This is a genomic window from Rhodococcus sp. MS13, from assembly GCF_013277835.1.
Taxonomy (GTDB): Bacteria; Actinomycetota; Actinomycetes; order Mycobacteriales; family Mycobacteriaceae; genus Rhodococcus_F; species Rhodococcus_F erythropolis.
This window is the reverse complement of sequence record NZ_VBTL01000021.1, coordinates 1-24,216: the sequence shown is the minus strand read 5'-3', so window position 1 is coordinate 24,216 and position 24,216 is coordinate 1. Positions and strand designations below refer to the sequence as shown.

Here is a 24,216-nt window from a genome sequence, read left to right as displayed (position 1 = left end):
CACCACCCACACCAGCAAACCGACCATCCAACACATCCACCAACGTCAAACCCCCCACCGCAACCCCCACACCATCCCAACCACCCACCACCAACCCACGCTCGGGCGCACCCAGAATCTCCGTATCACCCACTGGGGCAGTTGGATCCGATACGACGGACCGCAGTAGGCGGACGAAGCGCTCCCCGAATTCGGTGACTGTGGTGCGCTCGAAGATATCGGAGGCGTAGGTGAAGGCGGCGTCGAAACCCACCGGGATTCCGTCCTTGCCACGCTTTTCGGAGAGCGACAATTGCAAGTCGAATTTGGCGACACCGATGTCGACTGAAACAACATCGACACCGAGTCCTGGTAGTTCGAGGTGAGGATCTGCGGTGTTCTGAAATTCCAACAGAACCTGGAAGAGCGGTGAATGAGATGGTGAACGCTCCGGAGCAACTGCATCGACGACTCGCTCGAACGGCACCTCGGTTTGCCCGAACGCTGCCAGATCAACTTCGCGAGTTCGTGAAAGGATTTCCTCGAAAGTCGCGGCGGTATCAACGGCGGTTCGCAGGACGACCGTGTTGACGAACATCCCGACCAGATCGTCGAGGACTTGCTCGGCGCGCCCTCCTACCGGAGTGCCGATCGCTATGTCCGGCGAGGCGCTCAGCCGTGCCAACAGAACGGCCAGCACTGCGTGCATCACCATGAACGGTGTCGCGTTGTGATTCCGAGCGAGTTCGAGGAGGTCACTGTGCACGTCTGCGGGCACCGAGAATCGGACCGATTCACCGCGCATGGATCGTTCCGCCGGCCTCGGTCGATCCAGCGGAAGGTCGATCACGTCAGGTAGACCGGACAGGGTGGACGTCCAGTAGTCCAACTGCTTCGCCTGGAGCGTGTCCGGATCGGCGTCACTGCCGAGCAGTTCGATCTGCCATTGGCTGTAGTCGGCGTACTGCACAGGCAAAGGCGGCCAGTCCGGTGCCCGACCGGCAGCCCGCGCCGCGTAGGCGCGGGTCAGGTCGCGGGCCAGCGGCTCGAGTGATGCTCCATCCGCCGAAATATGGTGAACCACCAACGCGAGGACGTGAACGTCCCGAGTGATTCGAAAAAGGGAGCCGCGCACGGGCACGTTCGCGCTCACGTCGAACCCCTCGCGAGCGAGATCGGCGACGCGCCTGTCCAAGGCTTCCTCGTCAACGGATACTTCCCACGCCATCTCCGACGTCACACGTTCCGAAGGAACCACGACCTGATGTGGACCGTCGACCGACGCCGGGTAGACGGTGCGAAGCGATTCATGTCGATCGACAACATCTCCCATCGCGAGTTTCAGCGCAGCCACATCCAACGCCCCTGACAGTCGGACCACCATCGGGATGTTGTAGGCCGGGGACGACGTGTCGAACTGATTGACAAACCACAGGCGTTGTTGCGCCAGAGACACCGGAATCTTGTCCTTGTACGAATGTGTCTGCAGGATTGGACGCTTCGAACGCGAGGGATCAACGCCGGAGGACTTCGCGTCACGCACGTGGAGAGCCAGTGATTCGATCGTCGGTGCTTCGAACAAAGTCCGCACCCCGAAATCGATTGCTTCAGCGGCATTGACTCGTGCGATCAGCTTTGTGGCGATCAGTGAGTTCCCACCCAGCTCGAAGAAGTCGTCACCCGCACCCACCGCCTCAGCACCTAGAACGTCGGCAAAAATCTCGGCCAGCAGTAGTTCTTCGGCGCCCTCGGGCGGGCGAAAGTTGTCCGACCGAGCATCGAACCGAGGTGCCGGTAAGGCAGCGCGATCGACCTTTCCCGATGGAGTTACCGGCAACTCGTCGAGAAGAACAAAGGCCGCAGGAACCATGTACGACGGCACACGGCTCGCGGCGTACTGCGTCAGATCGGCCGTCGAGAGCGCACTTCCGCCGGCAGGCACGACGTACGTGGTAATCATCGTTGTACCGGAGGGAGCCGCACGCGCCACGGTAACTGCATTCTCGACCTGCGGACACGACTGCACGACGCTGTCGATTTCCCCGAGCTCGATACGGAATCCGCGAACTTTCACCTGGAAATCGCTGCGGCCGACGTACTCGAGTGCACGGCCACGGCGCCGCCGCACCAAGTCCCCCGTTCGATACATCCGCCGGCCCGGGAGACCGAACGGGTCGGCCACGAATCGTCCTGCGGTCAACGCATACTTCCGGTGATATCCGCGTGCGAGCGCGTCTCCCGAGATGTACAGCTCGCCCACAACACCGTCGGGGACGGGGTGCAATCGCTGATCGAGCACGATCTCCTCGAAACCGCGGAGCGGACCGCCCACTGTGATGTTCTCCGACGACACCATCGGCTCGCCGATGTTCGACATGACGGTGGTCTCGGTCGGCCCGTAGGCATTGCACAGCCGTCGGCCGGGAGCCCACCGCTGCACAAGATCCGGCGGACAGGCCTCACCACCGACCACCACGTCGCCGAAGTCCGAAAGGCCCTCGGGCGAAACTGTTCCGAGCGCCGCAGTAGTGACAAAACCATGCGTGACACGCTGGGATTCGAGGAAGCGAGACAGCTCGTCACCGCCGTAGATCGTGCTCGGTACAATCACCATGGTCGCTCCGGCCCCGAAAGCCAGCAGGTATTCGAAAATCGAGGCGTCGAAACTCGGGGTCGAGAAGTGCAATGTTCGCGCATCCTGGGTCGCACCGAACCGCGAACGCTGTTCGGCAGCAAGCGCTTCCAGTCCACGATGCGATACCGTCACCCCCTTGGGGAGTCCGGTGGAACCCGAAGTGTAGATCACGTATGCGGGATTGTCGGGCCGGATCGGGTGCACCCGATGGACGTCGGAGATGGAGCGCACGGACAGCCGTGCAAGTCGGCCACGGAACTCAGCGTCGTCGATTGCTATCCAGGAAATCGAATCCGGCAAACGATGAAGTTCGGAAACGACCGTGAGCCCCAGTACGGCGCCGGAATCGTTCAGCATGAAGCGAACACGTTCACCCGGATAGGTCGGATCCACCGGCACGAATGCCGCGCCGGCTTTGGTCACCGCCAACATCGCGACAACCGATTCGATCGAACGCGTCAAACCCAGCGCCACACTGTTTTCCGGACCGATGCCGTGGTCGATCAAGACTCGGGCCAACTTCGACGAACGATCGTCGAGTTCTCGATACGTCAACTCGCCATCGAGATACGACAGGGCCACGCCGTCGGAGTGTGTGCGCGCCGCACCGTCGAACAGTTCGGCCAGGGTGCGGTGCGAAGCGCGAGGGTCACTGCGGACAGGCTGCATCGCGGATCGCTCGTCGTCGGACAAGATGTCGATGTCGCCGACCATCATTGCCGGATCTGTGGTGACGGATTCCAGGACGCGCGCGAACCGCAAACCGAGGCCACGTGCCGTCTCGGCGTCGAACAGGTCGGTGGCAAACGCGAGCGTCACCGTGATTCCGGACGGCGTACCCACCTCGTCGAACAGTTCGACTGCAGACACTCCGAGATCGAAGCGGCCGAGGTCGGGAGGGTGCTCGTCAGCGCTGGCGACGGACTCGAACGTCACCTGTATCACCGGCGCATACGCAGGTACATCCTCCACCTCGAGCGACTGCGCCACCTGCTCGAGCCGTATCCCACTGTGCGGCAGCGCATTACTTCGGACCTCGACGACACTGCCCACGAGCGCCGTGAACGGCGTCTCCAGATCGATGCGACTCCGGATGGCAACGATGTTCGTGTCGGATCCCGTCGGCGTACCGATTACCACGTCCGAAGCCCCGGACAATCGGCTCACCACTAGCGCGAAGCCCGTATGTAGGACCGCGCGTGTGTCCGTCCCGAGATCACTTGCCATTTCTGTAATCCGCGCGTGGGTGTCTGCGGCGATCACGACCTCAACCTGTGCACTGTCCAGCGATTGCGTTGCAGGCCTTGGTCGATCGAAGGGAAGTTGCAAAAGTTCGGGCGCCCCGGTGAGCTCATGTCTCCAATACTCGAGGTGCCGCACTTCGCGTTGTCGTCGCTCGCCCTCCCGGGCCGTCGGGCCGTGAATGTCTGCGAGCTCGGCACCGGAATCAGATGCGATCAACTCTTCCAGCAAGCCGACAAAATTCCGGTGGTGCTCGCGTAAACCCGCCTCCTCGTATCGGATCGGGTTTGCCCGGAAGTCGACACGCAGCCTGTCGCCGCTCGGATACACGTTGACCAGAAGGTCTTCCACCGGCCCGGAGGTGACGATGTGATACTCCCCAACCACCTCGCCCAACTGCACCTCCTGGCGAAACAGCATGACGTTGACCATGGGCCCGGCATATGAGTCTTCGCCTTCCAGACCGCTCGTCACGCCTGCGTCCCGACGGATGTCGTCGAGGCTGCAGCGCTGGTGCCGCAATGCACCCATGAGCTCATGCTGGACCTGGGCGAAGAGTTCACCGACGGTGTCGACGGCGGCGACACTGATGAGCAGCGGCGCGACGTTCACCATCATGCCGCCCGAGTCCCGCAACACCGCCGTAGTCCGTCCGGACATCGGAACATGAATCTGGACAGTCTCTTTCGCCGTCATTCGCGAGAGGTACAACGCGAGCGCAGCGACGACCGTTGCAGCGTGGTTCTCGGATTCGTGGAGAAGGGCACAGCTCCGGTCCGACATCAGTGTGCTTTCGAGTCGGCTCTCGATGTGTGCGGGCCCAGAAGCCTCCGCCAAGCTGGATCCGGCACCGACTGTATTGCGCCCTGCCCAGTACTCACGATCGGCAGCGAATCGATCCGACTGTCTGTACCGCTCGTCGATGTCGTACAGCGTGCGCAGTGTCGCGGCACGACTCGGCTGCAGATCTTTTCTCGCCGCCGAGGCCGAGTACCGATGCGCAATGCGGTTCATCATGGTCATGGCACCGAAACCGTCGAGCGCGACATGATGGATACGGCTGTACCACAGATAGTGCGCGTCACCCACGCGCAGCACAGCGGTCGCGACGATTCCGTCGACTGCCAGGTCGAGCGGCGTCCGGCAATCTCGACGCATCCACTCGAGCGCAGCCTCGAAGGGATCCTCGGTCCAGCGGAAGTCGACCAAACCGACCGAGATTTCGGCCTTCTCGTCCACGTACTGCATCGGCTGACCATCAACCTCGATGACTTTGAGCATGGGAGATTGAAACTCGTAAGCACCTGCCCGCGTTTCGCGATCCAGTAATTCGACGTCGAGTTCGCCGCGCAACTCCACGTAGTGCGCTATCAGAATCGGGACTTCGGGATCGAATTGCTGAGCGAACCAGGTTGCCCGTTGGGCGGCCGAGAGCGGAAAGAGGGTCTCATCAAAAGGGTCGGTCCGTCTTACCTCGAAGGGTTTCACAGCGCCCCGCCCCGCATGATCTCCGCGGCCGCCGAGTGCGTAGCCGCGTCCGAATCAACAGCGCGAAAGCAAGAGGCTGATCGCGCCTCTCAAGCAGTCGTACCCAGAATCGGCAAGCACATGCACGGACCACCAGGCGATGTCACGTACGTATCGCCCATGTTTCACGTGCCCGATATGCACTAAAAGTGTGAATGTGTCCCGTCACCTCGGTAATGTCCCACTCCGAGACGACACATCCCCCGAGGGGAGCAGGCGCATGGACATCACCACCATTACCGACGTGATACGCCGACCACCGGATCGCCCAGGGGACGTGTGGCGTCCCGGCGACGCCTGGCTCGCGGGAGGAACGTGGCTGTTCTCAGCGGAACAACCCGACACACGTCGACTCGTCGACCTCACCGCGCTCGGGTGGACACCACTGGAGGTCGGCGCGACTCATTTCAGTGTCGGAGCTACGTGCACCGTTGCCGAACTGTATGCGTTTGTCCCGCCGGACAATTGGGGTGCGAGTCCACTTATTCGCGTCAGCTGCGAGTACTTCCTCTCGTCTTTCAAGGTGTGGAATTCGGCCACCGTAGGCGGGAACATCTGTATGTCGCTTCCCGCCGGACCGATGATCACCCTGGCAGTTGCACTCGAGGCTACTTTCACGCTGTGGGCCACCGCCGGAACAGTGAGGACCGTCGACGCGTGCGACTTCGTGACCGGTGACCACCAGAATGTCCTGGAGCCGGGCGAAGTTCTTCGGAGCATCGAGTTCCCGGTGCACGCGCTCACCAAACGCCACGCCCACCGCCGCTTCAGTCTCACGCACCTCGGCCGTTCGACGATCTTCATGATCGCGACGCAGACTCCGGGAGCCGACGACTTTCACGTCACCATCACCGCCGGCACTACGCATCCGATACGGCTGACGTTCGACACGATGCCGGACGAGCACTCTCTGCGACGAGCTGTCGACTCCATTTCGGCCGACAGTTGGTTCGACGATCCCAACGGAACCCCCGACCACCGCCTGCACCTCGCCCGTCACTACGCCGACGAGCTCCGAATCGAACTCACGGGGAGCCAGTCATGAGCTACACGGTGAACGACCGGAAGTTCGACGAGGAACCGTTCCCGGGACAGTGTCTCCGGACGTTTCTTCGACACCTCGGACACCACGGGGTGAAGAAGGGTTGCGACGGCGGGGACTGCGGGGCGTGCACAGTGTGGCTCGACGGAGCGCCGATACACAGCTGCATCACGCCCGCCTTTCGCGCCGACGGTCGCGCGGTGACCACGATCGAGGGACTCGGTACGCCCGAAGATCTCCATCCGATTCAGCAACAGTTCCGGGATGCACCCGGCTTTCAGTGTGGGTTCTGCACCGCCGGAATGATCATGACCTCCGCGGCGCTCACCGACGCGCAGAAAGAAGACTTGCCGCGAGCGCTCAAGGGAAACCTGTGCCGCTGCACCGGTTACCGATCCATCGAAGACGCGGTCAACGGTGTCGGCGCTGTCGAAGTTGCCCTCCCCGGACAGGCGGTCGGGACCAGCGTCGGGGCGCCGGCGGCCACCGACGTCGTGACCGGCCGAGCCGAATACACTATGGACACCGCGATCGACGGCATGCTGCACCTGAAAGTGCTGCACTCGCCCCACGCGCATGCACGCATCACCTCCATCGACACCACCGAGGCGCTCGCCGTCCCCGGTGTCCATCGCGTGTACACCTGGAAAGACGTGCCGCGCAAGCTCTTTACAACGGCAATTCATACCGACCACCTTGTTGATCCGGACGACACGTACATCCTCGACAACGTCGTGCGGTTCGTGGGTCAGCGGGTGGTGGCCGTCCTCGCCGACTCCGTCGTCGCTGCGGAAGAAGGCCGTCGGAAGGTGAAGGTCGATTACGAGATCCTGCCTTCCGTGTTCGATCCGGAAGAGGCCATGGCCGACGGCGCTCCAGCCCTGCACGGATCCGACGATCCCTTTGTTCGAGATCCCGAGCACAACATCCTGCTCGAACTTCACGGTCACGTGGGCGACGTCGAGGCCGGGTTCGCCGAGGCCGACGTCATCCACGAAGGCACCTACTTCTCGCCGCGAGTGCAGCACGCACATCTCGAGACGCACGGTTCGATTTCATGGATGGAAGACGGACGCCTTCACGTTCGCACGAGTTCGCAGTCCCCCTCCATCGCCAAGGTCAAACTCGCCCATCTCTTCGACCTCCGCCCGGATCAGCTGCGCGTGTTCTGCAAACGCGTGGGCGGCGGGTTCGGAGGAAAACAGGAAGTGATCAGCGAAGATCTGGTGGCGCTCGCCACCCTGGACACCGGTCGTCCCGTCTGCCTCGAATTCACCCGAGAAGAAGAGTTCACCACCGCGTCACCGCGTCATCCGATGAAACTCACAATCAAGCTCGGAGCAAAGTCGGACGGGACACTCACCGCGTTCCACTATCGCAACGTCTCGAACACCGGTGCATACGGAAACCACGGCGGAGAGACACTCTTTGCCGGCGGCGCGGCAGTCTCGCTCTATCGCTGTGCGAACAAGAAGTTCGATGCGTATTCCGTGTACACCAATAACGTCCCGAGCGGCGCTTTGCGTGGGTACGGGATGACTCAACCGGCCTTTGCCGTGGAATCGGCCATGACCGAATTGGCCATCGCGCTGAACATGGATCCGCTCGAACTGCGTCGACGCAATATCGTCCGACCTGGCGATTCACTCGTCGCACTCGAAGACGGCCCAGACGACGTGATCTTCACCGAAGACGGACTGGGGCAATGCGTCGATCTGATCGACGCAGCGTTGAAGCGCCAACCGGTTCCCTCGCTCGGAGACGATTGGCTGATCGGCACCGGTACTGCCAGTTCACTACATGAGACCGCGCCACCCACCGAGCACATTTCCGAGGCTTGGCTCACCCTCGGCGAAGACTGTGTATACGAACTTGCTATCGGCACAGTCGAATTCGGTGAGGGAACTTCTACGGCCCACGTGCAGATCGCCGCAAATCAGCTGGGCACAACACCGTCACGTGTACGAATCATTCAGTCGGACACCGACCGAACCGGTTTCGACACAGGCGCTTTCGCCAGCGCCGGCCTGTTTGTCGCTGGGAACGCGGTACTCCGCGCGTCGAATGCGCTCCGCGATCGACTACTGGCCTTCGCCGCACATCACACCGGCGTCTCGATTGACCTGTGCTCGATGGACGACGACAAGATCGTCTGCGGTAGTACTCGATTAACACTGCAAGAGTTACTCGAGGCTGCACGCCCGCGCGGGATCCGATTCACCGAAGCACGGAAAGCGTACGGGTCGCCGCGCAGCGTGGTCTCCAACACTCATGGCTTCCGGATCGCCGTCCATCGCATCACCGGCGAGATCCGCATCCTCTACAGTGTCCAAGCCACCGACGCTGGGGTGATCATCAATCCGGCGCAGGTGCGGGGACAGATCGAAGGTGGCGTCGCCCAGGGCATCGGCTTCGCACTCACCGAGAACTTCCACGTAGACGCAAACGGCGCGATGACGAACCCGAATCTACGTAACTACCGGATCCCGACCTATGCAGATGTCCCACGCACCGAGGTGATCCTCGTCGAGTCATCAGACTCCGTCGGCCCACTCCGCTCCAAGGGCATGGCGGAGTGCTGCATCAATCCGGTTGCCCCTGCTTTGGCGAACGCACTGCAGGATGCCACCGGGTCACGATTCCGGTCACTACCGCTCACCCCGGAACGCATCTACTCAGGCCTGAACCGATGACCGCGAACACATCGGCGGACAGCGCCGCTACGGTCATCATCGGCCAGCGAGTGCGTGCCGGACTGGAGAAAGAATTCGAGGTCTGGCAGAAAGATCTCAACCGGGCGGCCGCAGATTATGCAGGCTTCCTCGGGGCAGAAATCGCGGCTCCGACGCCCACCCAACCTGATTGGGTGATCGTGTACCGATTCGACTCCATCGCTCATGTTCAAGCGTGGATCAACAGCGCGACGAGGCAGGACTACCTCGACAGCGGTCGTCAGTTCTTCGACGGCCCGGCCACGCAGCAGGTAGTGAGCGGCGGGATCAGGCCTCCGGACCCACTGCTGACTGTCGTAGTGACGCACCGAGTAGGTGACGACAGTATCGACGAGTTCCTTGCCTGGCAGGATCGCCTTCGGGAGGTGGAGAGTGCTTTCGACGGATTCCGCGGCACCGAACTGTTTCGCCCAGTCGACGGTGTGCAGGATGAGTGGACCCTGCTGTATCGCTTCGACAATGCTGCCCATCTCGACACGTGGCTGACTTCCCCTGAGCGACAACAGCTTCTCGCCGAGGGTCGCAAGTTCCACGACTTCGAACTGCGAACCGTGGACAATTCGTTCGGCAGTTGGTTTGCCTTCGACGAGAACGGAAACGAGGCCCCTCCACCTTCGGAGACAAAAACCTCGATCGCGGTCTGGGTCGGTCTCTACCCGACTGTCGTCTTGCTAACTTTGGCGCTGTCACCGCTGAAGCTGCCACTCTGGCTCGGATTGTTGATCGGCAACCTGTTGTCGAGCTTCATCATGAGTTTCTTCACGATGCCGTACTACGTGAATCGGCTCCTGCACCGTTGGCTGCGTCCACCTCCAGGGATTCCTGTCGCAAAAACCAACGCGCAAGGGGTGGCGATCGTCGCTGCGGTGACCTTGTTCTGGGTGGTCGTCTTCTATCTGGTGACTACTCAGTTCTGGTCGCTGCCCTGAGCTCTCCAGAACGCGAAATGCCAGCGCATGTACCGGGGCATGATTCTTCCCCGGTGCATACGCTGGCATTTCCAGTTATGCCCGTTCAGGCGGCCGTCGGCGGGCTGTTCCCGCCGATCGGCTGCTGATACGGATCAACCGACATCGGCGGATAGAACACCGACTTCCGATCCGGTCCGATCTCCACCCGCCACTCCGTGTGGTGCAGTGTCCGATGATGATGACCGCACAACAAGATCAGATTGTCGAGATCTGTTGGGCCACCATCGTTCCAGTGAACAATATGATGAGCATCGCACCACCCCGACGGAGTCCCGCACCCCGGAAACGCGCACCCACCATCACGAACCGCCAACGCACGCCGCTGCGGCACCGTCGCCGTTCTCGCTTCCTTACCGCACTCGAGCGGAACACCATTCTCATCCAACAAAATCCGGGTGACCGTGCAGTCGCACGCCAACATCCGGGCAGTGTCGATACTGATCGGACCCACCCAATCCGTCCACGCGAACCCGAGTTCCTCAGTGGACGGCAGGAGGTCTTTCAAAGCTTGCAGGTCCGTCATGTCTTTCGCGCTGGCGGTGACCGTGATGTGTGGTTTCACTCCGCCCTCGATTGGACCCAACCCCGCCCGCTCGTAGCGGCGCAGCAGTTCGCAGAACCCGTCCGCCCGGCGTAAAGCAGGCGTGCGGGTGTCCTTGACGCCGTCCTTCTCCGGCGTCGGAGCGGACAGGCTCGACAGCAACGTGATCAGACGGGCCCCGTTGACCGCATCCAGATCACCCTTCACAGACACACGCCCGTACAGGCCCTTCGAGGCGTAAAACTCGTTACGCTCCGAATCCTCCCCGACCGGAACGCCGTCCTCACGCTTGCCGTACTGCTTCTCGATCCGCCGAATCGCTGCCCGCACCGCATCACAATCGGCAATGTTCTTCGACGCCAACCGAAGCAGAATCCCGCGAGCCTTGTCCACATCCGCCGGCGTCATGTTCTTCGGCGGATGCTGACAAAACGACGCCACCTGACGTGCCTTCAACGCATCCACGTCACCGCGGTGAAACGCATCCGCGACAACAGGTTCGAGCATCAACAACCGCGCCAACCCGACCAGCAGACTGCACTCACCGATCTCCAGATTCGTCGAACCATGCAACCACTGCGCGATCGCCCGAAAACCCTTACCCCCGAGAACCTCCCGGGAAAACATCTCCACGATCAACAACACCAACCGCGACTCCAACTCGTGCCGGACACGCACCAGATCCAGAACCTCACCCTTGAGGCCCTCACCATCCAGTTGCCATGCTTCCCGACTGTCCATACTCAAAGTCTAATCGAACATACTTTCGATAGCCAGAGACATAACGGACAGGTTTCAAGAAACATCGAACTCGAGACCGGTTGATATGTAACTACTTTCAGAAAATCTCAAAACCTGATCATCGAGCACCGAGCGGCAGAACTCCCCCGCCGACGGGATAGGGCGGAAGCGTTCCTACAAGCGTCGGTGTCAATGTGGTCGCAGACGGATCGGCACGACCGAGAGTGAATTTCCGAACTTCGGCACCCGTTCCGTTGCTGCCGCTGACGAGGAGATCCGCGCCGGTAGTCGTGCTCGTCGTGGCCACTCCCACACCCGACCCTGGAGCGGTGAACGGGTCGAAAGCTGCAACCTCCCGAAATGCCACGTCCGTCGAATGGTGATCTGGACTCTCGAGGTACATCTCGGGTGCACCGTCGAGCCTGGATCCACTCGAAAAGACGCGGATTGATCCTTCTCCTCCGAGCATGCCTGCCACTATCGACTTTGCGCCACCCTCGGCGCCGGCCACCCAACCCGTCGACAGAGACACCCCGTCGCGGTAGCCCTGGCCGAAGGCCAAGAACTGTGATGTCGTTACCGGACCATCCGTATGACCTGCGTGTTCATCGGAGTCGCCCTCCGCAGCGGCCGTCGGTTCGTACAGGTCGTAGCGGAACGTCTTGATCAACGGCTCCTCGCCCGCACCGGGTGCTGTCACGATGCTCGCTCGACCGGAGTGACTGTCAACCATTCCGGTTGCGAACGTGACTCCGCTACTCGATCCCGGGTACGGCGAGAACGAACCGAATTCTGCGGGTGCGGACCTCTTGTCCGCCGGAAGGTCGGTGGAGTAAATCTTGACCTGCGACTCCATCCCCGGGCCCGACGCAACGATGATGTTGTCCGCCAATGCGTTTCCGTCGATATCGACGCCGCCGACGTTCACTCCACCGCGGAAACCCACATCGAAGGGCGCAAATCTTGCCAACTCGTCGGCGAACGGCACGCCGCCGACTGCGTTGTACGCCACCACTTCCGGAGCCGAGCCTGCCCCTGTTCCAGCGACCAGATCAAGCACCATGTCTCCGTTCACGTCCGCCATCGCCACACTCGGGGTGCCTTCGAACGACGGGAAGGGCGTCACAGCGGTGATCAGTTTGTCGCCGTTGGCATCGAATATCTGCACCTTGGCGGGCACGCCGGCCGAACCAGGTATCGCGACGGCATACGTCGATACCTCGGGAATCACGTTGACGGTAGCCATCAAACCGTTGTCCTCGTGATTGAGTCGGTGGCAGTGAATCACAAAGGTTCCGGTGTACTCGGTGAACTTCGTTCGCAACGTCACTGACGCAGGCTCGAGAGCATTCTCATTCTCGTCAGTCACCGGAGCAGGCACGTTCACATTGTCGATCCCCCAGGGCTGAACCCCCGTCCTCGTCCCTGCGACGGGATCAACGACTTCCATCACTTGGAAGTCGTTCACGTGAATATGCATCGGGTGTTCGTCGTTGTTGAGGTTCGTGATCTTCCATTCTTCAACGGAATTCAGCCGCGGTTGAATCAGCGGGATGTTGGGGAACGTGTTGTCGGCGAATTCGTAGGTGAAGGCCTTCGGATCGCTGTTGCTGGCCTTCTCGTTTCCGAACCCACCGGACACTGTGAGGTTGCGGGTCACGTCGGGCGTCATCGCTGCTGTATCCACGAACGAGGTGTAGGTATCGAGCTTCTGTCCGAACTCGAAGGGAGTCGTCTTCCCTTCGCCCTCGTCTGGCGTCGCGCGGATCAACTGCTGAGTCGGGAACGTGAAGAATCCGTCCGCGTAACTGATCACCGACGGGTCGACGGTGACGGTTCCGAGTTCGGCGGGCGGATTGTCGGTACCGTTGTTGGTATAGAGAATTCCCGGATTGCTCACCGGTTTCGCACCTTCCAGCGGTGGCATCTCCAGCACCAGATCGCCGGACTCCGGCATCGTCACGGCGATTGCATAGCGCGAGGCCGGCGGAATCACCAGCCTGGTTCCGTCCCCGTCCACGGGTGGCCTGACCTCGTCGAACGGGTTTCCGTCCTGCCCCACGATTGCGAACTTCGGATGGGTGCCGGTTGCGGTTTCCGTCAACGTAACCGGCATGTAGGCAAAGTCGCTGATGTTGGCAAGCACCCAGATCTCGGTCTGCCCCGGCTTCAGTTTCAGCGACGGCTGGAACTGACCGTTCACGGTGTACTGCACATCGCGTTGGTTGTCCGGCAGTGAGGGATCGGCCGGAACACTCGTCGATTCACCCACGAAGCTCTGCAGATTGCCTGGAACGAATTGATTCTGTCCACGATGATTGGCCGGGGACAACGGTCCCGCGTACCAGTTGGTGAAATACTGCGCGCCCTCGGTAGTGTCCGAGAAATTCACCGGAGCAAGGCTCGGACGGTACGTCCCGTCGGCTAATTCCGTACCGGCGGGTGGCGTCAACGTACTGACGAATTGGGGCCAGTTCGCGTCGTTGAGCTGTCGGCCCTTTCCTTTGCGGTCGAATACGAAGTTGTACTGCAGTGCCATATCGCGAATCGGAACGTCGTTTGCCGTCACGACAGGCAAATTTCCGTCCGGCCGGCCGATTTCAAGGAGCCCGGCCAAGCCCATGTACGTCTGCTGGGCGGTGAGGGTGTGCCGGTGACTGTGGTACCAGTAGAGACCGTTCGGCATCGTCCCCGGAATCGCGTAGTCGTACACGTTTCCCTGGCCGGCGGGAATGTTGAGCAACACGTTGTCCGCATTGCCGTCCGGACTCACGTGCACTCCGTGCGTGTGCAGATTCAGCGGAGCCGACGTCAGCGCCGGCGGATAGATCGGCACGTCCCCGCCCGCCGGTGTGAATGCCGGATCGTAGAAGTCCTCGATCGTGAGATCCTGCAAATCGTTGTCGTAATGAATGATCAATCGCTCTCCGGGATTGGCGCGGAGAGTCGGCGCCGGATAGACGTCACTCGCCGAGGTCGATCCGTCCGACGCCGTACCGCGGATGACCTCGTACCCGAAGAGCAGAAAATTCGACACAGGCGCCGAAGCGGTATCGAGCGGAATCACTCCCTGATGAGCGGACAAGCGCACCTCGAGAACACCATCTCGGCTACTCAGTTTCACCGGCTCCCGGTAGTCGACGGCGGTTCCGTCCGAGCCGTAGTTCGCGCCCACCTCGGGCGCCGATTCAGCGGACGTACACGCGGCCAACGCCATCGTCATGGACACCACTACTGCTGCGGCTAACGACTTTCCTCGCAGTGCGATCACTGGTTTCCCCGTTCCATGGTGGCGTGAGATACGTCCGATCAGCGCTCATCAGCCTATCGAGAAAACATCGGCTGAACAGTACATTCACGACAAATTGCCCACCTAGTGCCCGCTCGAGCGCTGCACCTTGCAAGCAGTCTCAGCAAACCGATCAGAAATCGAGAAGCACAGCCACTGGGCCCGCAATTACGTTGAAACACATGAACACACCACAGAAGTCCACTTCCGACCACACGTCGTCAATCCACACATCAGCAGGGAGCGCCCAGATGACCACCGCGCAATCCGTGATCCTCGACGTACCCGACCTCGTCGCAGCCGAAGCCTTCTACAACGCTCTCGGCGTCGGAGATCGAATCCAGCTACGCGAATCGAACGAACCGACAACCGGGTTTCGTGGGTACACCCTTTCGCTCGTCGTCTCCCAACCGAACATCGTCGACGCTTTCGTCGGCGCCGCACTCGCAGCCGGTGCCGCCGTCTTGAAGCCGGTGAAGAAATCCCTCTGGGGATACGGCGGAGTCCTTCAGGCTCCGGACGGTTCGATCTGGAAGATCGCCACGTCGTCGAAGAAGAACAATGAACCCGCCACCCGCACAATCGACAGCCTCGTGCTGCTGCTCGGCGCCGAAGACGTCAAGGCCAGCAAGCAGTTCTACCTCGACCACGGCCTCGAGGTGTCGAAGAGCTTCGGCCGCAAGTACGTCGAATTCACCAGCGCAGCAAACAATGTCACGCTGGCACTGTACGGCCGAGGCGCCCTGGCAAAGGACGCCGGGCTCGCTCCCGAGGGCACCGGATCGCACCGAATCACCATCACCGGTGCGTCCGAACCCTTCGCGGATCCTGACGGTTTCGCCTGGGAAAGCACCAATTCCTGACACAGGTGGTGTCTCGAGAACACGCCCGCCCGACTCAGGACATCCGACGAATCCTCTCCAAGTTGTGCGCCATCAACGGACCAACGGTCTCGAGAGCGGCGGGCGAGGTGATGTCCCAGTGAGTGCACTCGACGGGGTGATTCACGATATCCCCGCTGACATACGCACGCCATGAATCGACTCCACGGTTCAGCCATGGATCATCCAGCGCTGCAGTGAAATACAGCACGTCGCCATCGAAGATCCCCGGCTGGTGAGCCTGCATCAACGTGTCGTTGTGCCGGGCCGCGAAGACAAGCCTGCCGACATCTTCCGAAGTCAACTCGCCCATGGCGTGCGCGAACTCGAGTCCCATGTCCGCGTCGTCGTCAGCGTCCGAACCTTCACCGTCTTCAGCGGCATGGGCGAAGCTGTCCAGCATCACCAACGAATCGACCGACTCGCCCGCTGCCTGCAATAGCACCGCCATCGAGTGTGCGATCACGCCACCGAGCGACCAACCGGCAAGGTGATACGGACCTTCAGGCTGGATTTTTCGAACTTCCTCGAGGTACCTGGCGGCGGTGAACTCGATGGACTCCGGCAGCGGATCCGCGGACGAGACTGCTGGAGTTTGGATCCCGTACATCGGAGTCGCCGAATCGATGTACGGCGCCAAGCCGGCATAGCTCCAGGCCAGGCCGACGATCGGATGGACGAAGAACACAGGCGGCCGATCACCGGTCGTCCGAATCGGGAACACGACGTCCAGCGCGCCGGAAGATTCTTGTCCGGAGTCGACACGAATCGCAATCGACGCCGGAGTCGGCTCGGTCATCAACCACTGCAATGGGATCTCGCGAGCAAACGACATCCGCAGTTTGGTCACTACTCGCATCGCCGACAGTGAGTTGCCACCGAGTTCGAAGAAGTTGTCGTCGGCGCCGACGCCAGCAATCGCGAGGACCTCCGAGAAGGCAGTGGCCACAGCGATTTCCGCAGGCGTGCTCGGCTCCCGATACACAATCTTCGACGCAAAATCAGGGGTCGGCAATGCCTTCTCGTCGACCTTTCCTGTCGGTGTCGTCGGCACCTTGTCGATGAAGACGACAGCGCTAGGGATCATGTGACGTGGCAAGAACTCGGAGACAAAGGCGACGACCTGACTCACCTCCGGCGCAGTCCCCGGCGTCGGCACGACGTACGCGACCAACGCGGTGTCCCCGGACGGTGTCCTCTTGCCGCGGGTCATGGCCACATCCACGTCCGGGTGTGCGTGCAGCGCCGCGTCGATCTCCCCGAGTTCGATGCGATGACCACGAATTTTGACCTGAGTGTCGGTCCTGCCCCGGTACTCGATGGTGAGTTCGGGTGTCCAGGCGGCAATGTCGCCCGTGCGATACAGACGATCACCCGGCCGGCCGTGCGGGTTGGCAACAAACCGGGTTGCCGTGAGCACGGACTGGTCATGGTATCCCCGGGCGAGAGCTGGCCCGGACACGTACAGTTCGCCCGGCGTCCCGATCGGCACCGGGAGCAGTCGCGAGTCGAGGATCAGAGTGTCGAATCCACGCACGGGTGATCCGATCGTGACTGGTTTGCCCGCGACGAGATCACCGACGGTGGAGATGTCGGTTGCCTCGGTAGGCCCGTACCCGTTGAGCATGGTTCGACCACGCTGCCAACGGTTCACCAGTTCGGCAGATACCGCTTCCCCGCCCACACCGAGAACCCGAAGCTCTTCGAGCCCTTCCGGTTCCATCGACGTCAACATCGCCGGAGTGATCAGTGCGTGAGTGACCCGACGTCCGATCATGAACCGAGACAACTCTTCTCCGCCCAGGATGGTAGGCGGTGTGACGACCAGAGTCGCCGCCGCGGAGAGCGCCGACATCATTTCACCCACCGACATGTCGAAGCTCGGCGAGGTGTTGTGCAGGAATCGTGAGTGCGAGTCGACGCGATAGTGCTCACGACGCTCGGCGGCAAGATTCGCGAGACCACCATGCGTGACCACGACGCCCTTCGGTTTGCCCGTGGATCCGGACGTGTAGATCATGTAGGCCGGATTGTCGATGCGAGCCGCTCCCGCGATACTCGACTCGGGTAGCTCTTGGATCGCGGTTTCGAGTGCGTCCAGATCGAGCCAGCGCACCGAATCGGGAAGTTGATTCCCACCTCGGCTGATGCCGATGACAGCACCGGAGTCTGTGATCATGTGTTCGATCCGCTCAACCGGATAGTCAGGATCGACGGGCAAGTAGGCGGCGCCGGTCTTCGTCACTGCCCACACCGACATCACGGACGCTGCCGATCGCCGGAGTGCCACTGCTACAAAGGTTTCCGGACCGACTCCGTGATCGAGCAGGATGGAAGCAAGGCGGTTCGACCAGGCGTCCGCTTCACGGTATGTCCACGCACGCCCGTCGGCCCAGATCGCGATTCCGTCGGGGTTCTGTGTGACGGCGGAAGCGATGAGGTCAGCCAGGGTTGCGCTGGGCGCAGCCGGCAGGCCCGATACCGGGACAAGCAGGCGACGCTCGTCGGGCCCCAGAACATCCAGGATTCCGGCAGCGGTGTCCGGCAACTCCACGAATGCACGCAGGATCCGAAGCATCCTCTCGCGCAGAACCTCGATCGTCGGCGCATCGAAGACATCCTGCTGATACTTGAGCGTGAATGAGATGCCGTCATCAGCGACAACGGTAAGTGTCAACGGATAGTGGGTCGCATCGTCACCGGTGATCGCAGTAACCGTCATGCCGTCGATCGAGCTCGTTGCAGCGATACCTTCCGTATCGACGGGGTACGACTCGAAGACGGTCAACGTGTCGAAGTCAGCGGCATTTCCGACGCTCTTGACGATCTCCGTCAGTCCGAGTTGGTGGTGCTCGAGAAGCGCCGCCTGTTCTGCCTGCAGCCGTGAGAGCAAGGAACGCAAAGACTCCGCGGGGTCGATCGTGACCCGGACGGGCAGCGTGTTGATGAACAGGCCGACCATCGACTCGACATGATCGAGCTCGGGAGGACGACCCGACACGGTTGCACCGAACACGACATCCGTTCGACCCAGCTGGCGCGCCAGCAGAATTCCCCAACCGGCCTGCATCATGGTGTTCAATGTGACGCCGTTGTCGGCGCTGAAGGCACCGAGCTGCTCGGCGAGTTCGGGCTCCACCTGAGTCACAACCGACTCGACGGTGCCGGCACTCGAACCAGCAGACCCTTCCCCGGCGAGCAGGGTCGGCTGCTCGAGCCCGGACAGCGCCTCGGCCCACGCCAACTCGGATTCCGCAGCTTCCCGAAAATTCAACCAGGACAGGTAATTACGATAGGACGCTGCGCGGGGAAGCACCGACTCGTCGCCGTGCGTTGCGTACAGAACCATCAGGTCCTTCATCAGAAGCGGCATCGACCACCCGTCGAGAAGAATGTGGTGCAATGTCACTGCAAGCGCGTGTCGACTGGGATCTCGTGTGATGAGCGTGAACCGAAGCAATGGCGGTGTTGCCAAATCGAAACGCTCGGATCGATCGCGCGCGAGGGTTCGCTCGTAGACAGCTTCGCGCTCACTCGCAGGCTCGGCACCGAGGTCGACCACACGCCACGGGACATCGACCTCACCGAGAACGATTTGCGCGAGTTCGCCGGACAGATCGGCGACAAAGGCGGTCCGTAGGTTGTCGTGACGGTTCAGCAGAGCAGTCACGGCCCGGTTCATTCGTATCGGATCGACAGTTCCTGTCAGCTCCAGAACCATCTGGGTCTGATAAACGTCGGCACTGTTGACGGCGAGCAACGAGTGGAAGGCAAGTCCGTGCTGCAACGGCGACAGTGGCCAAATGTCACTGACCAGCGGATACCGGTCTTCCCAGACATCGATGTCCTCTTGAGAGACCGTCACCAACGGAACGTCGGAAGGCGTCAGGCCTCCCCCAGCACCTCTGCCGACGTGGGAGACCAGGCTCCGCAGCGCGCTCGCCCAGTACTCCGCCAAGCCTCGGACGTCCGCTTCGGTCAGGAGGCGTCCGGCGTAGGAGAACGTCGCGGACAACTCGGCATCACCCGAAATGTCTGTGACTATCGCGTTGATGTCGAGAACTGCGGCGGCAGGCATGTCGGGGTTTCCGGGACCTTCGATGTCACCGACATCCACGGACGGAGTCCACCCCAAATCGGCGAACTCCTCCGGGACGCTGCCGGCAGACACGCGACCGAGGTAGTTGAAACTGATTTGCGGCATGCCGTCCGGCAGTGGTGTACCCGGGTCGCTGCCGGTCATGTCACTGCCGGACATGTCACTGCCGGTCAGATATCGGAGGACCCCGTAGCCGATGCCACGACCGGGCACGGCGAGCAGTTGTTCCTTGACCGACTTCACGGCCCGACCCGCCGCGACGCCGCCGCGCATGGCGTCGTCGATGTCGAGCGCACCGAGTTCGAGGCGCACGGGATAGACGCTGGTGAACCAACCGACGGTACGCGAGAGGTCAGCACCGGGTGCAGTCTGCTCTTCTCGCCCGTGACCTTCCATCTGGATGAGCGTCGATGTGGTGTGCACGCCTCGTTCGCGACGCCACCGAGTGACTGCAAGCGCCAGAGCTGTCAGCAAACCGTCGTTGACGCCGCCACGGAATGCGGCCGGAAGCTCGGTCAGCAGTGCCTGAGTCGTCGACGCGTCGACGCGCACCTCGATGTCGCGGACAGTGGCGACCAGATCGAGCGAGGGGTCGAAGCGCGCCGATCCCAGATCCGGGTCCTCGCCGTCGACGATTGCCCGCCACGTCGGCAGGTCTGCCGTCGCCCCAACTGCACTGTCCTGCAGCGCATGTGCCCAGCGACGCATCGACGTGCCGACAGGTGCCAGCTGCGCCGGCGCACCATTGGAGATCTGTGCCCACGCGGTCATGAAGTCCGGCACCAGGATTCGCCACGACACTCCGTCGACGACCAGATGGTGCATCACGACGAGCAGTCGCCCGGTCGCCTTTTCCGCGTCACCCACCGGCACGAGCCAGACGCACGCGAACATCACACCGCCGCGCGGATCAAGTTCTCGTCGAGCCAGTTCCACTTGGGATCGTGCCAATTCGGTCAAGCTTTCCGCGCTGTCGACGGCAGCGGGATCGAAGTCGACCTTCCGCACACGTGCGGCCACGTCCACGCTTCCGGGCTCGGCCACGTGCAAAGCTTTGCTGTGCAAGGTCGACCGAAGCATGTCGTGGTGATCGACGACGGCGGCCACCGTGGCGACGATCCCCGCCTGATCGACGCCGACTGGCAGATCCAGTGCGATCGACTGTGAGTAGCGATCGAAGTGATCGGTGCTGCCGAGCACCATGCGCATCACCGGCGTCAGCGGCAACTCTCCGACACCGTTGCCCGGCAGTTCGGCAAGTACCATCTGCGCCGGCGCGTCAGATCGCAAAACGACCTGTGCCAGCGCGGCAACGGTCTTCTGTTCGAAGACGTCTCGTGGGGTCATCACGAGACCACGAGCCTTCGCTCGGGAGACCAGTTGGATGGATGCGATGCTGTCGCCGCCGAGCCCGAAGAACGAATCGTCGACGCTCACCGCCTCGACACCGAGCAGGTCTGCGAACAGCGAAGCGAGGATCTCTTCCGTCTCGGACGCGGGTGCTCGATAGCGCACCTTCGACGCGGAGAACGTCGGAGCGGGAAGAGCCTTGCGGTCGAGCTTTCCGTTCACGGTCACCGGTAGAGCGTCCAGCACGACATACGCGTCGGGCACCATCGGTCGTGGCAGCGCGGACTCCAGATAACGCCTTACGGACTCGGTATCGATCACGCGCCCAGCTTGCGGCACCAGGTATGCCGCCAGCCGCTTGCCCAGTGCAGTCTCGACGACAAGCACCACGGATTGCGCGATCTCGTCGCATTGTGTTGCTACCGTCTCGATTTCACCGAGCTCGATGCGTTGACCTCGGATCTTGACCTGACTGTCGATCCGTCCGCGGTACTCGATGGTGAGATCGGCCGTCCAGGCAGCGATGTCGCCGGTCCGGTACATGCGCTGTCCTGGATCACCGTGGGGATCGGCGATGAATCGTGTTGCGGTGAGAATGTGTTGGTTGTGGTAACCGCGAGCCAAAGCGGGCCCCGCCACGTACAGTTCACCAGGCGTACCGATCGGCACCGGTCGCAGTCGAGTGTCCAGGATCAGGGTCCGGAATCCGCGCACAGGTTTACCGACCGTGACAGGTTGTCCCGCTTCGAGGTCTGCAACTGTGGAGATGTCGGTCGCCTCGGTCGGTCCGTAGCCGTTGAGCATCGTTCGCCCTGGCTGCCAACGATCGACCAGTTCAGCGGATACCGCTTCACCGCCCACACCGAGAACGCGAAGATGTTCGTGGTCGTGGGGGGCGATCGTGCTCAGAACGGCCGGGGTGATCAGAGCGTGGGTGACTCGTTGCGAGTCCAACAACTCGGCCAAGTCGTCACCACCGATCGTGGTCACCGGAACGATCACCAATGTTGCTGCAGCAGAGAGCGCGGAGATCATTTCGCCGACAGCCATGTCGAAGCTGGGTGACGCGGTGTGCAGGAACCGGGCGTCGGACGTGATCTGGTAGTGCTCACGCCGTTCGGCCGCCAAGTTGGCGAGACCGGAATGAGTGACAACCACGCCCTTGGGCTTGCCCGTCGAACCCGACGTGTAGATCATGTACGCCGGATTGTCGATCCGCACCGGCGGCCAGCTCGCGCTCGCCGGGGCTGCCGCCAGTTCTTCGGCGATGTCCTCGAGGACCAACCATTCGACGTCGTCGGGTAGGAACTGACGCTGCTCGGCGATCGTCACACCCAACCGCGCTCTAGAATCTTCGAGAATGTGGTCGATGCGATCGGCCGGATAACTCGGGTCGACCGGCAGATATGCGGCACCCGTCTTGGCAACCGCCCAGACTGCGAGGACGGATTCGAGCGATCGCGGAAGAGCCAGCGCCACAAATGTTTCCGGTGTGATGTCGCGTCGCAGCAGGACGTGAGCGAGGCGGGTCGAGAGTTCGTCGGCCTCGGTATAGGTGACGGCGCGGCCATTCCACAGGAAGGCGATCCCCGTTGGATTCGACGAGACCGCAGCAAAAATCAGCTCGGACAGAGTCGCGGGATGCGCCGCCGTAAGTCCTCGCACCGGCACCAGTAGGTTCTGCTCGTCCCGATTCAGAACGTCGATATCCCCGATTACTCTCGCGGGATCCCGCGTCAGCTGCTCGAGCATCATGACGAATCGGTCGGCGAACGACGCAGCCGTGGAACGGTCGAACAAATCCGTCGCGTAGGTCAGCGAGCCACTCACCGCTACCGACTCGGTGTCTGCGCCGCTGGTTGATTCCGTGGTCTCGAACAACGTCAAGGCAAGATCGAATTGAGCTGGAGTGACGTCGAATTCGACGGCGGACACCCGCAGATCAGGAAGCTCGAACGTGGCGTCTTCGATATACTCGTAGGCAAACGTGACTTGGAACAGCGGTGTGTGAGCCTGTGAGCGAACAGGTTGCAGAGCGTCCACCAGTCTCTCGAAAGGCACATCGACGTTGCCGAACGCACTCAGATCTCGGTCACGCACCTGGTCGACCAACTGCGCGAACGTCAGTGCGGGGTCGGCATCCGTTCGCAGGACGACCGTCCCGACGAACATTCCGATGAGATCCTCGAGAGCCGCTTCGCCTCGTCCGGACACAGGCGTGCCGACGACGATGTCGGTGCTCGCCGACACTCTCGCCAACAGTGCCGCATACGCAGCGTGAATCACCATGAACACACTTGCGTTGTGGTGATCGGCGATCTCACGAACGCGATCCATGATCTCGGACGCGATGTCGAATCGAACCATCGCACCGTTCTGGGTGGCCACAGCCGGTCGCGGTCGATCGGCCGGAAGCTCCAGTAGTTCCGGAATACCGTCCAATGTTGATTTCCAGTAATCGATCTGAGTCGATGCGATGCTCTTCGAGTCCGCCTCGTCACCGAGGAGCGCCCGCTGCCACAGCGCAAAGTCGGCATACTGGATCTCCAGCGGCGCCCAGAAGGGGGCCTGGCCGGTCAACCGTGCCGAGTAGGCGATCATGACGTCGCGAGCCAACGGCGTCATGGACACGCCGTCCGCACTGATGTGATGCACCGACATCACCAGTACATGCTCGAATTCCTCGACGCGGTACAACTTCACGCGAATCGGCACGGAAGCCGTGACGTCGAAACCTTCGGACATGACCTCGAGTATGCGAGTGTCGAGGTCGCCACGGTCGACGTCGATCGGGCTCAGATCGAACTCGACGTCCTCGGGTGTCAGGATCACCTGGACGGGGCCGTCGCCGTTGTCGGGGAACACTGTTCGCAGCGACTCATGGCGCGTCAGAACATCACCGAAGGCGCGGCGAAGCGCCGGAACGTCAACGGTGCCGGCGAGTCGGATGGCCAACGGGATGTTGTATGCCGCAGATTCGACATCGTACTGATTGAGGAACCACATCCGATTCTGTGCAAGTGAAAGCGGGATCCGCTCCGGGCGTGTCTGGATCTCGAGGGCAGGCCTGTCGGCACGCTCTGCATTGTCCAGTGCTATAGCAAGTTCCGCCACAGAAGGGTGATCGAACAACGTGCGAAGCGGCAACGCGGTACCGGCGTGTTGGTTGATGCGGCTGACAAGTCTG

The 24,216-nt window shown here is 61.7% G+C and carries 8 protein-coding genes; 4 read left to right on the top strand and 4 right to left on the bottom strand.

The window, feature by feature from the left end; genetic code table 11:
* The coding region (locus FEZ59_RS30490; protein WP_172933587.1) for a non-ribosomal peptide synthetase at positions 1-5,344 on the bottom strand (5,344 nt) is incomplete at its 3' end.
* A gap of 259 nt (positions 5,345-5,603) precedes the next feature.
* Here FEZ59_RS30490 and FEZ59_RS29775 point away from each other — a divergent pair.
* From FEZ59_RS29775 to FEZ59_RS29765, 3 genes are read left to right on the top strand one after another with little or no spacing between them, the layout of a single operon-like run.
* Positions 5,604-6,428 carry an FAD binding domain-containing protein gene (locus FEZ59_RS29775; protein ID WP_021333613.1) on the top strand — a complete coding sequence of 275 codons (825 nt, stop codon included), beginning with the start codon at positions 5,604-5,606 and terminating at the stop codon, positions 6,426-6,428.
* Positions 6,425-9,118, top strand: a complete 2,694-nt coding sequence (locus FEZ59_RS29770; RefSeq protein ID WP_046378654.1) for a molybdopterin cofactor-binding domain-containing protein — start codon at positions 6,425-6,427, stop codon at positions 9,116-9,118. The genes FEZ59_RS29775 and FEZ59_RS29770 overlap by 4 nt, the downstream gene beginning before the upstream one ends.
* Complete coding sequence (locus FEZ59_RS29765) at positions 9,115-10,086, top strand: antibiotic biosynthesis monooxygenase (RefSeq protein WP_029255495.1); 972 nt, start codon at positions 9,115-9,117, stop codon at positions 10,084-10,086. Before FEZ59_RS29770 ends, FEZ59_RS29765 begins: the two co-directional genes overlap by 4 nt.
* An 85-nt stretch (positions 10,087-10,171) precedes the next feature.
* Here FEZ59_RS29765 and FEZ59_RS29760 read toward each other — a convergent pair whose 3' ends face one another.
* Together FEZ59_RS29760 and FEZ59_RS29755 are read right to left on the bottom strand one after the other, a co-directional pair.
* The gene (locus tag FEZ59_RS29760; protein ID WP_172933586.1) at positions 10,172-11,410 is read right to left on the bottom strand and encodes an HNH endonuclease signature motif containing protein; all 1,239 of its coding nucleotides are present in this window, start codon (positions 11,408-11,410) and stop codon (positions 10,172-10,174) included.
* A 118-nt stretch (positions 11,411-11,528) separates the two neighbouring features.
* Complete coding sequence (locus tag FEZ59_RS29755; RefSeq protein ID WP_242459976.1) at positions 11,529-14,633, bottom strand: multicopper oxidase domain-containing protein; 3,105 nt, start codon at positions 14,631-14,633, stop codon at positions 11,529-11,531.
* 317 nt (positions 14,634-14,950) lie between these two features.
* On the opposite strand from FEZ59_RS29755, the gene FEZ59_RS29750 reads away from it, so the two are divergent.
* A complete protein-coding gene (locus tag FEZ59_RS29750; protein WP_172933584.1) occupies positions 14,951-15,562 on the top strand; it encodes a glyoxalase in 612 nt (203 codons plus the stop codon).
* Between the two features lie 34 nt (positions 15,563-15,596).
* Here the strand turns inward: FEZ59_RS29750 and FEZ59_RS29745 are convergent, their stop codons facing one another.
* Entirely contained in the window at positions 15,597-24,143 is an 8,547-nt protein-coding gene (locus FEZ59_RS29745) for a non-ribosomal peptide synthetase (protein WP_207105601.1), read from the bottom strand.
* Positions 24,144-24,216: the final 73 nt, after the last annotated feature.

Coding starts and splice junctions, on each gene's coding strand:
- FEZ59_RS29775 (WP_021333613.1), top strand. CDS start 5,604: ATGGACATCACCACCATTACCGACGTGATACGCCGACCACCGGATCGC.
- FEZ59_RS29770 (WP_046378654.1), top strand. CDS start 6,425: ATGAGCTACACGGTGAACGACCGGAAGTTCGACGAGGAACCGTTCCCG.
- FEZ59_RS29765 (WP_029255495.1), top strand. CDS start 9,115: ATGACCGCGAACACATCGGCGGACAGCGCCGCTACGGTCATCATCGGC.
- FEZ59_RS29760 (WP_172933586.1), bottom strand. CDS start 11,410: ATGGACAGTCGGGAAGCATGGCAACTGGATGGTGAGGGCCTCAAGGGT.
- FEZ59_RS29755 (WP_242459976.1), bottom strand. CDS start 14,633: ATGACGATGGCGTTGGCCGCGTGTACGTCCGCTGAATCGGCGCCCGAG.
- FEZ59_RS29750 (WP_172933584.1), top strand. CDS start 14,951: ATGACCACCGCGCAATCCGTGATCCTCGACGTACCCGACCTCGTCGCA.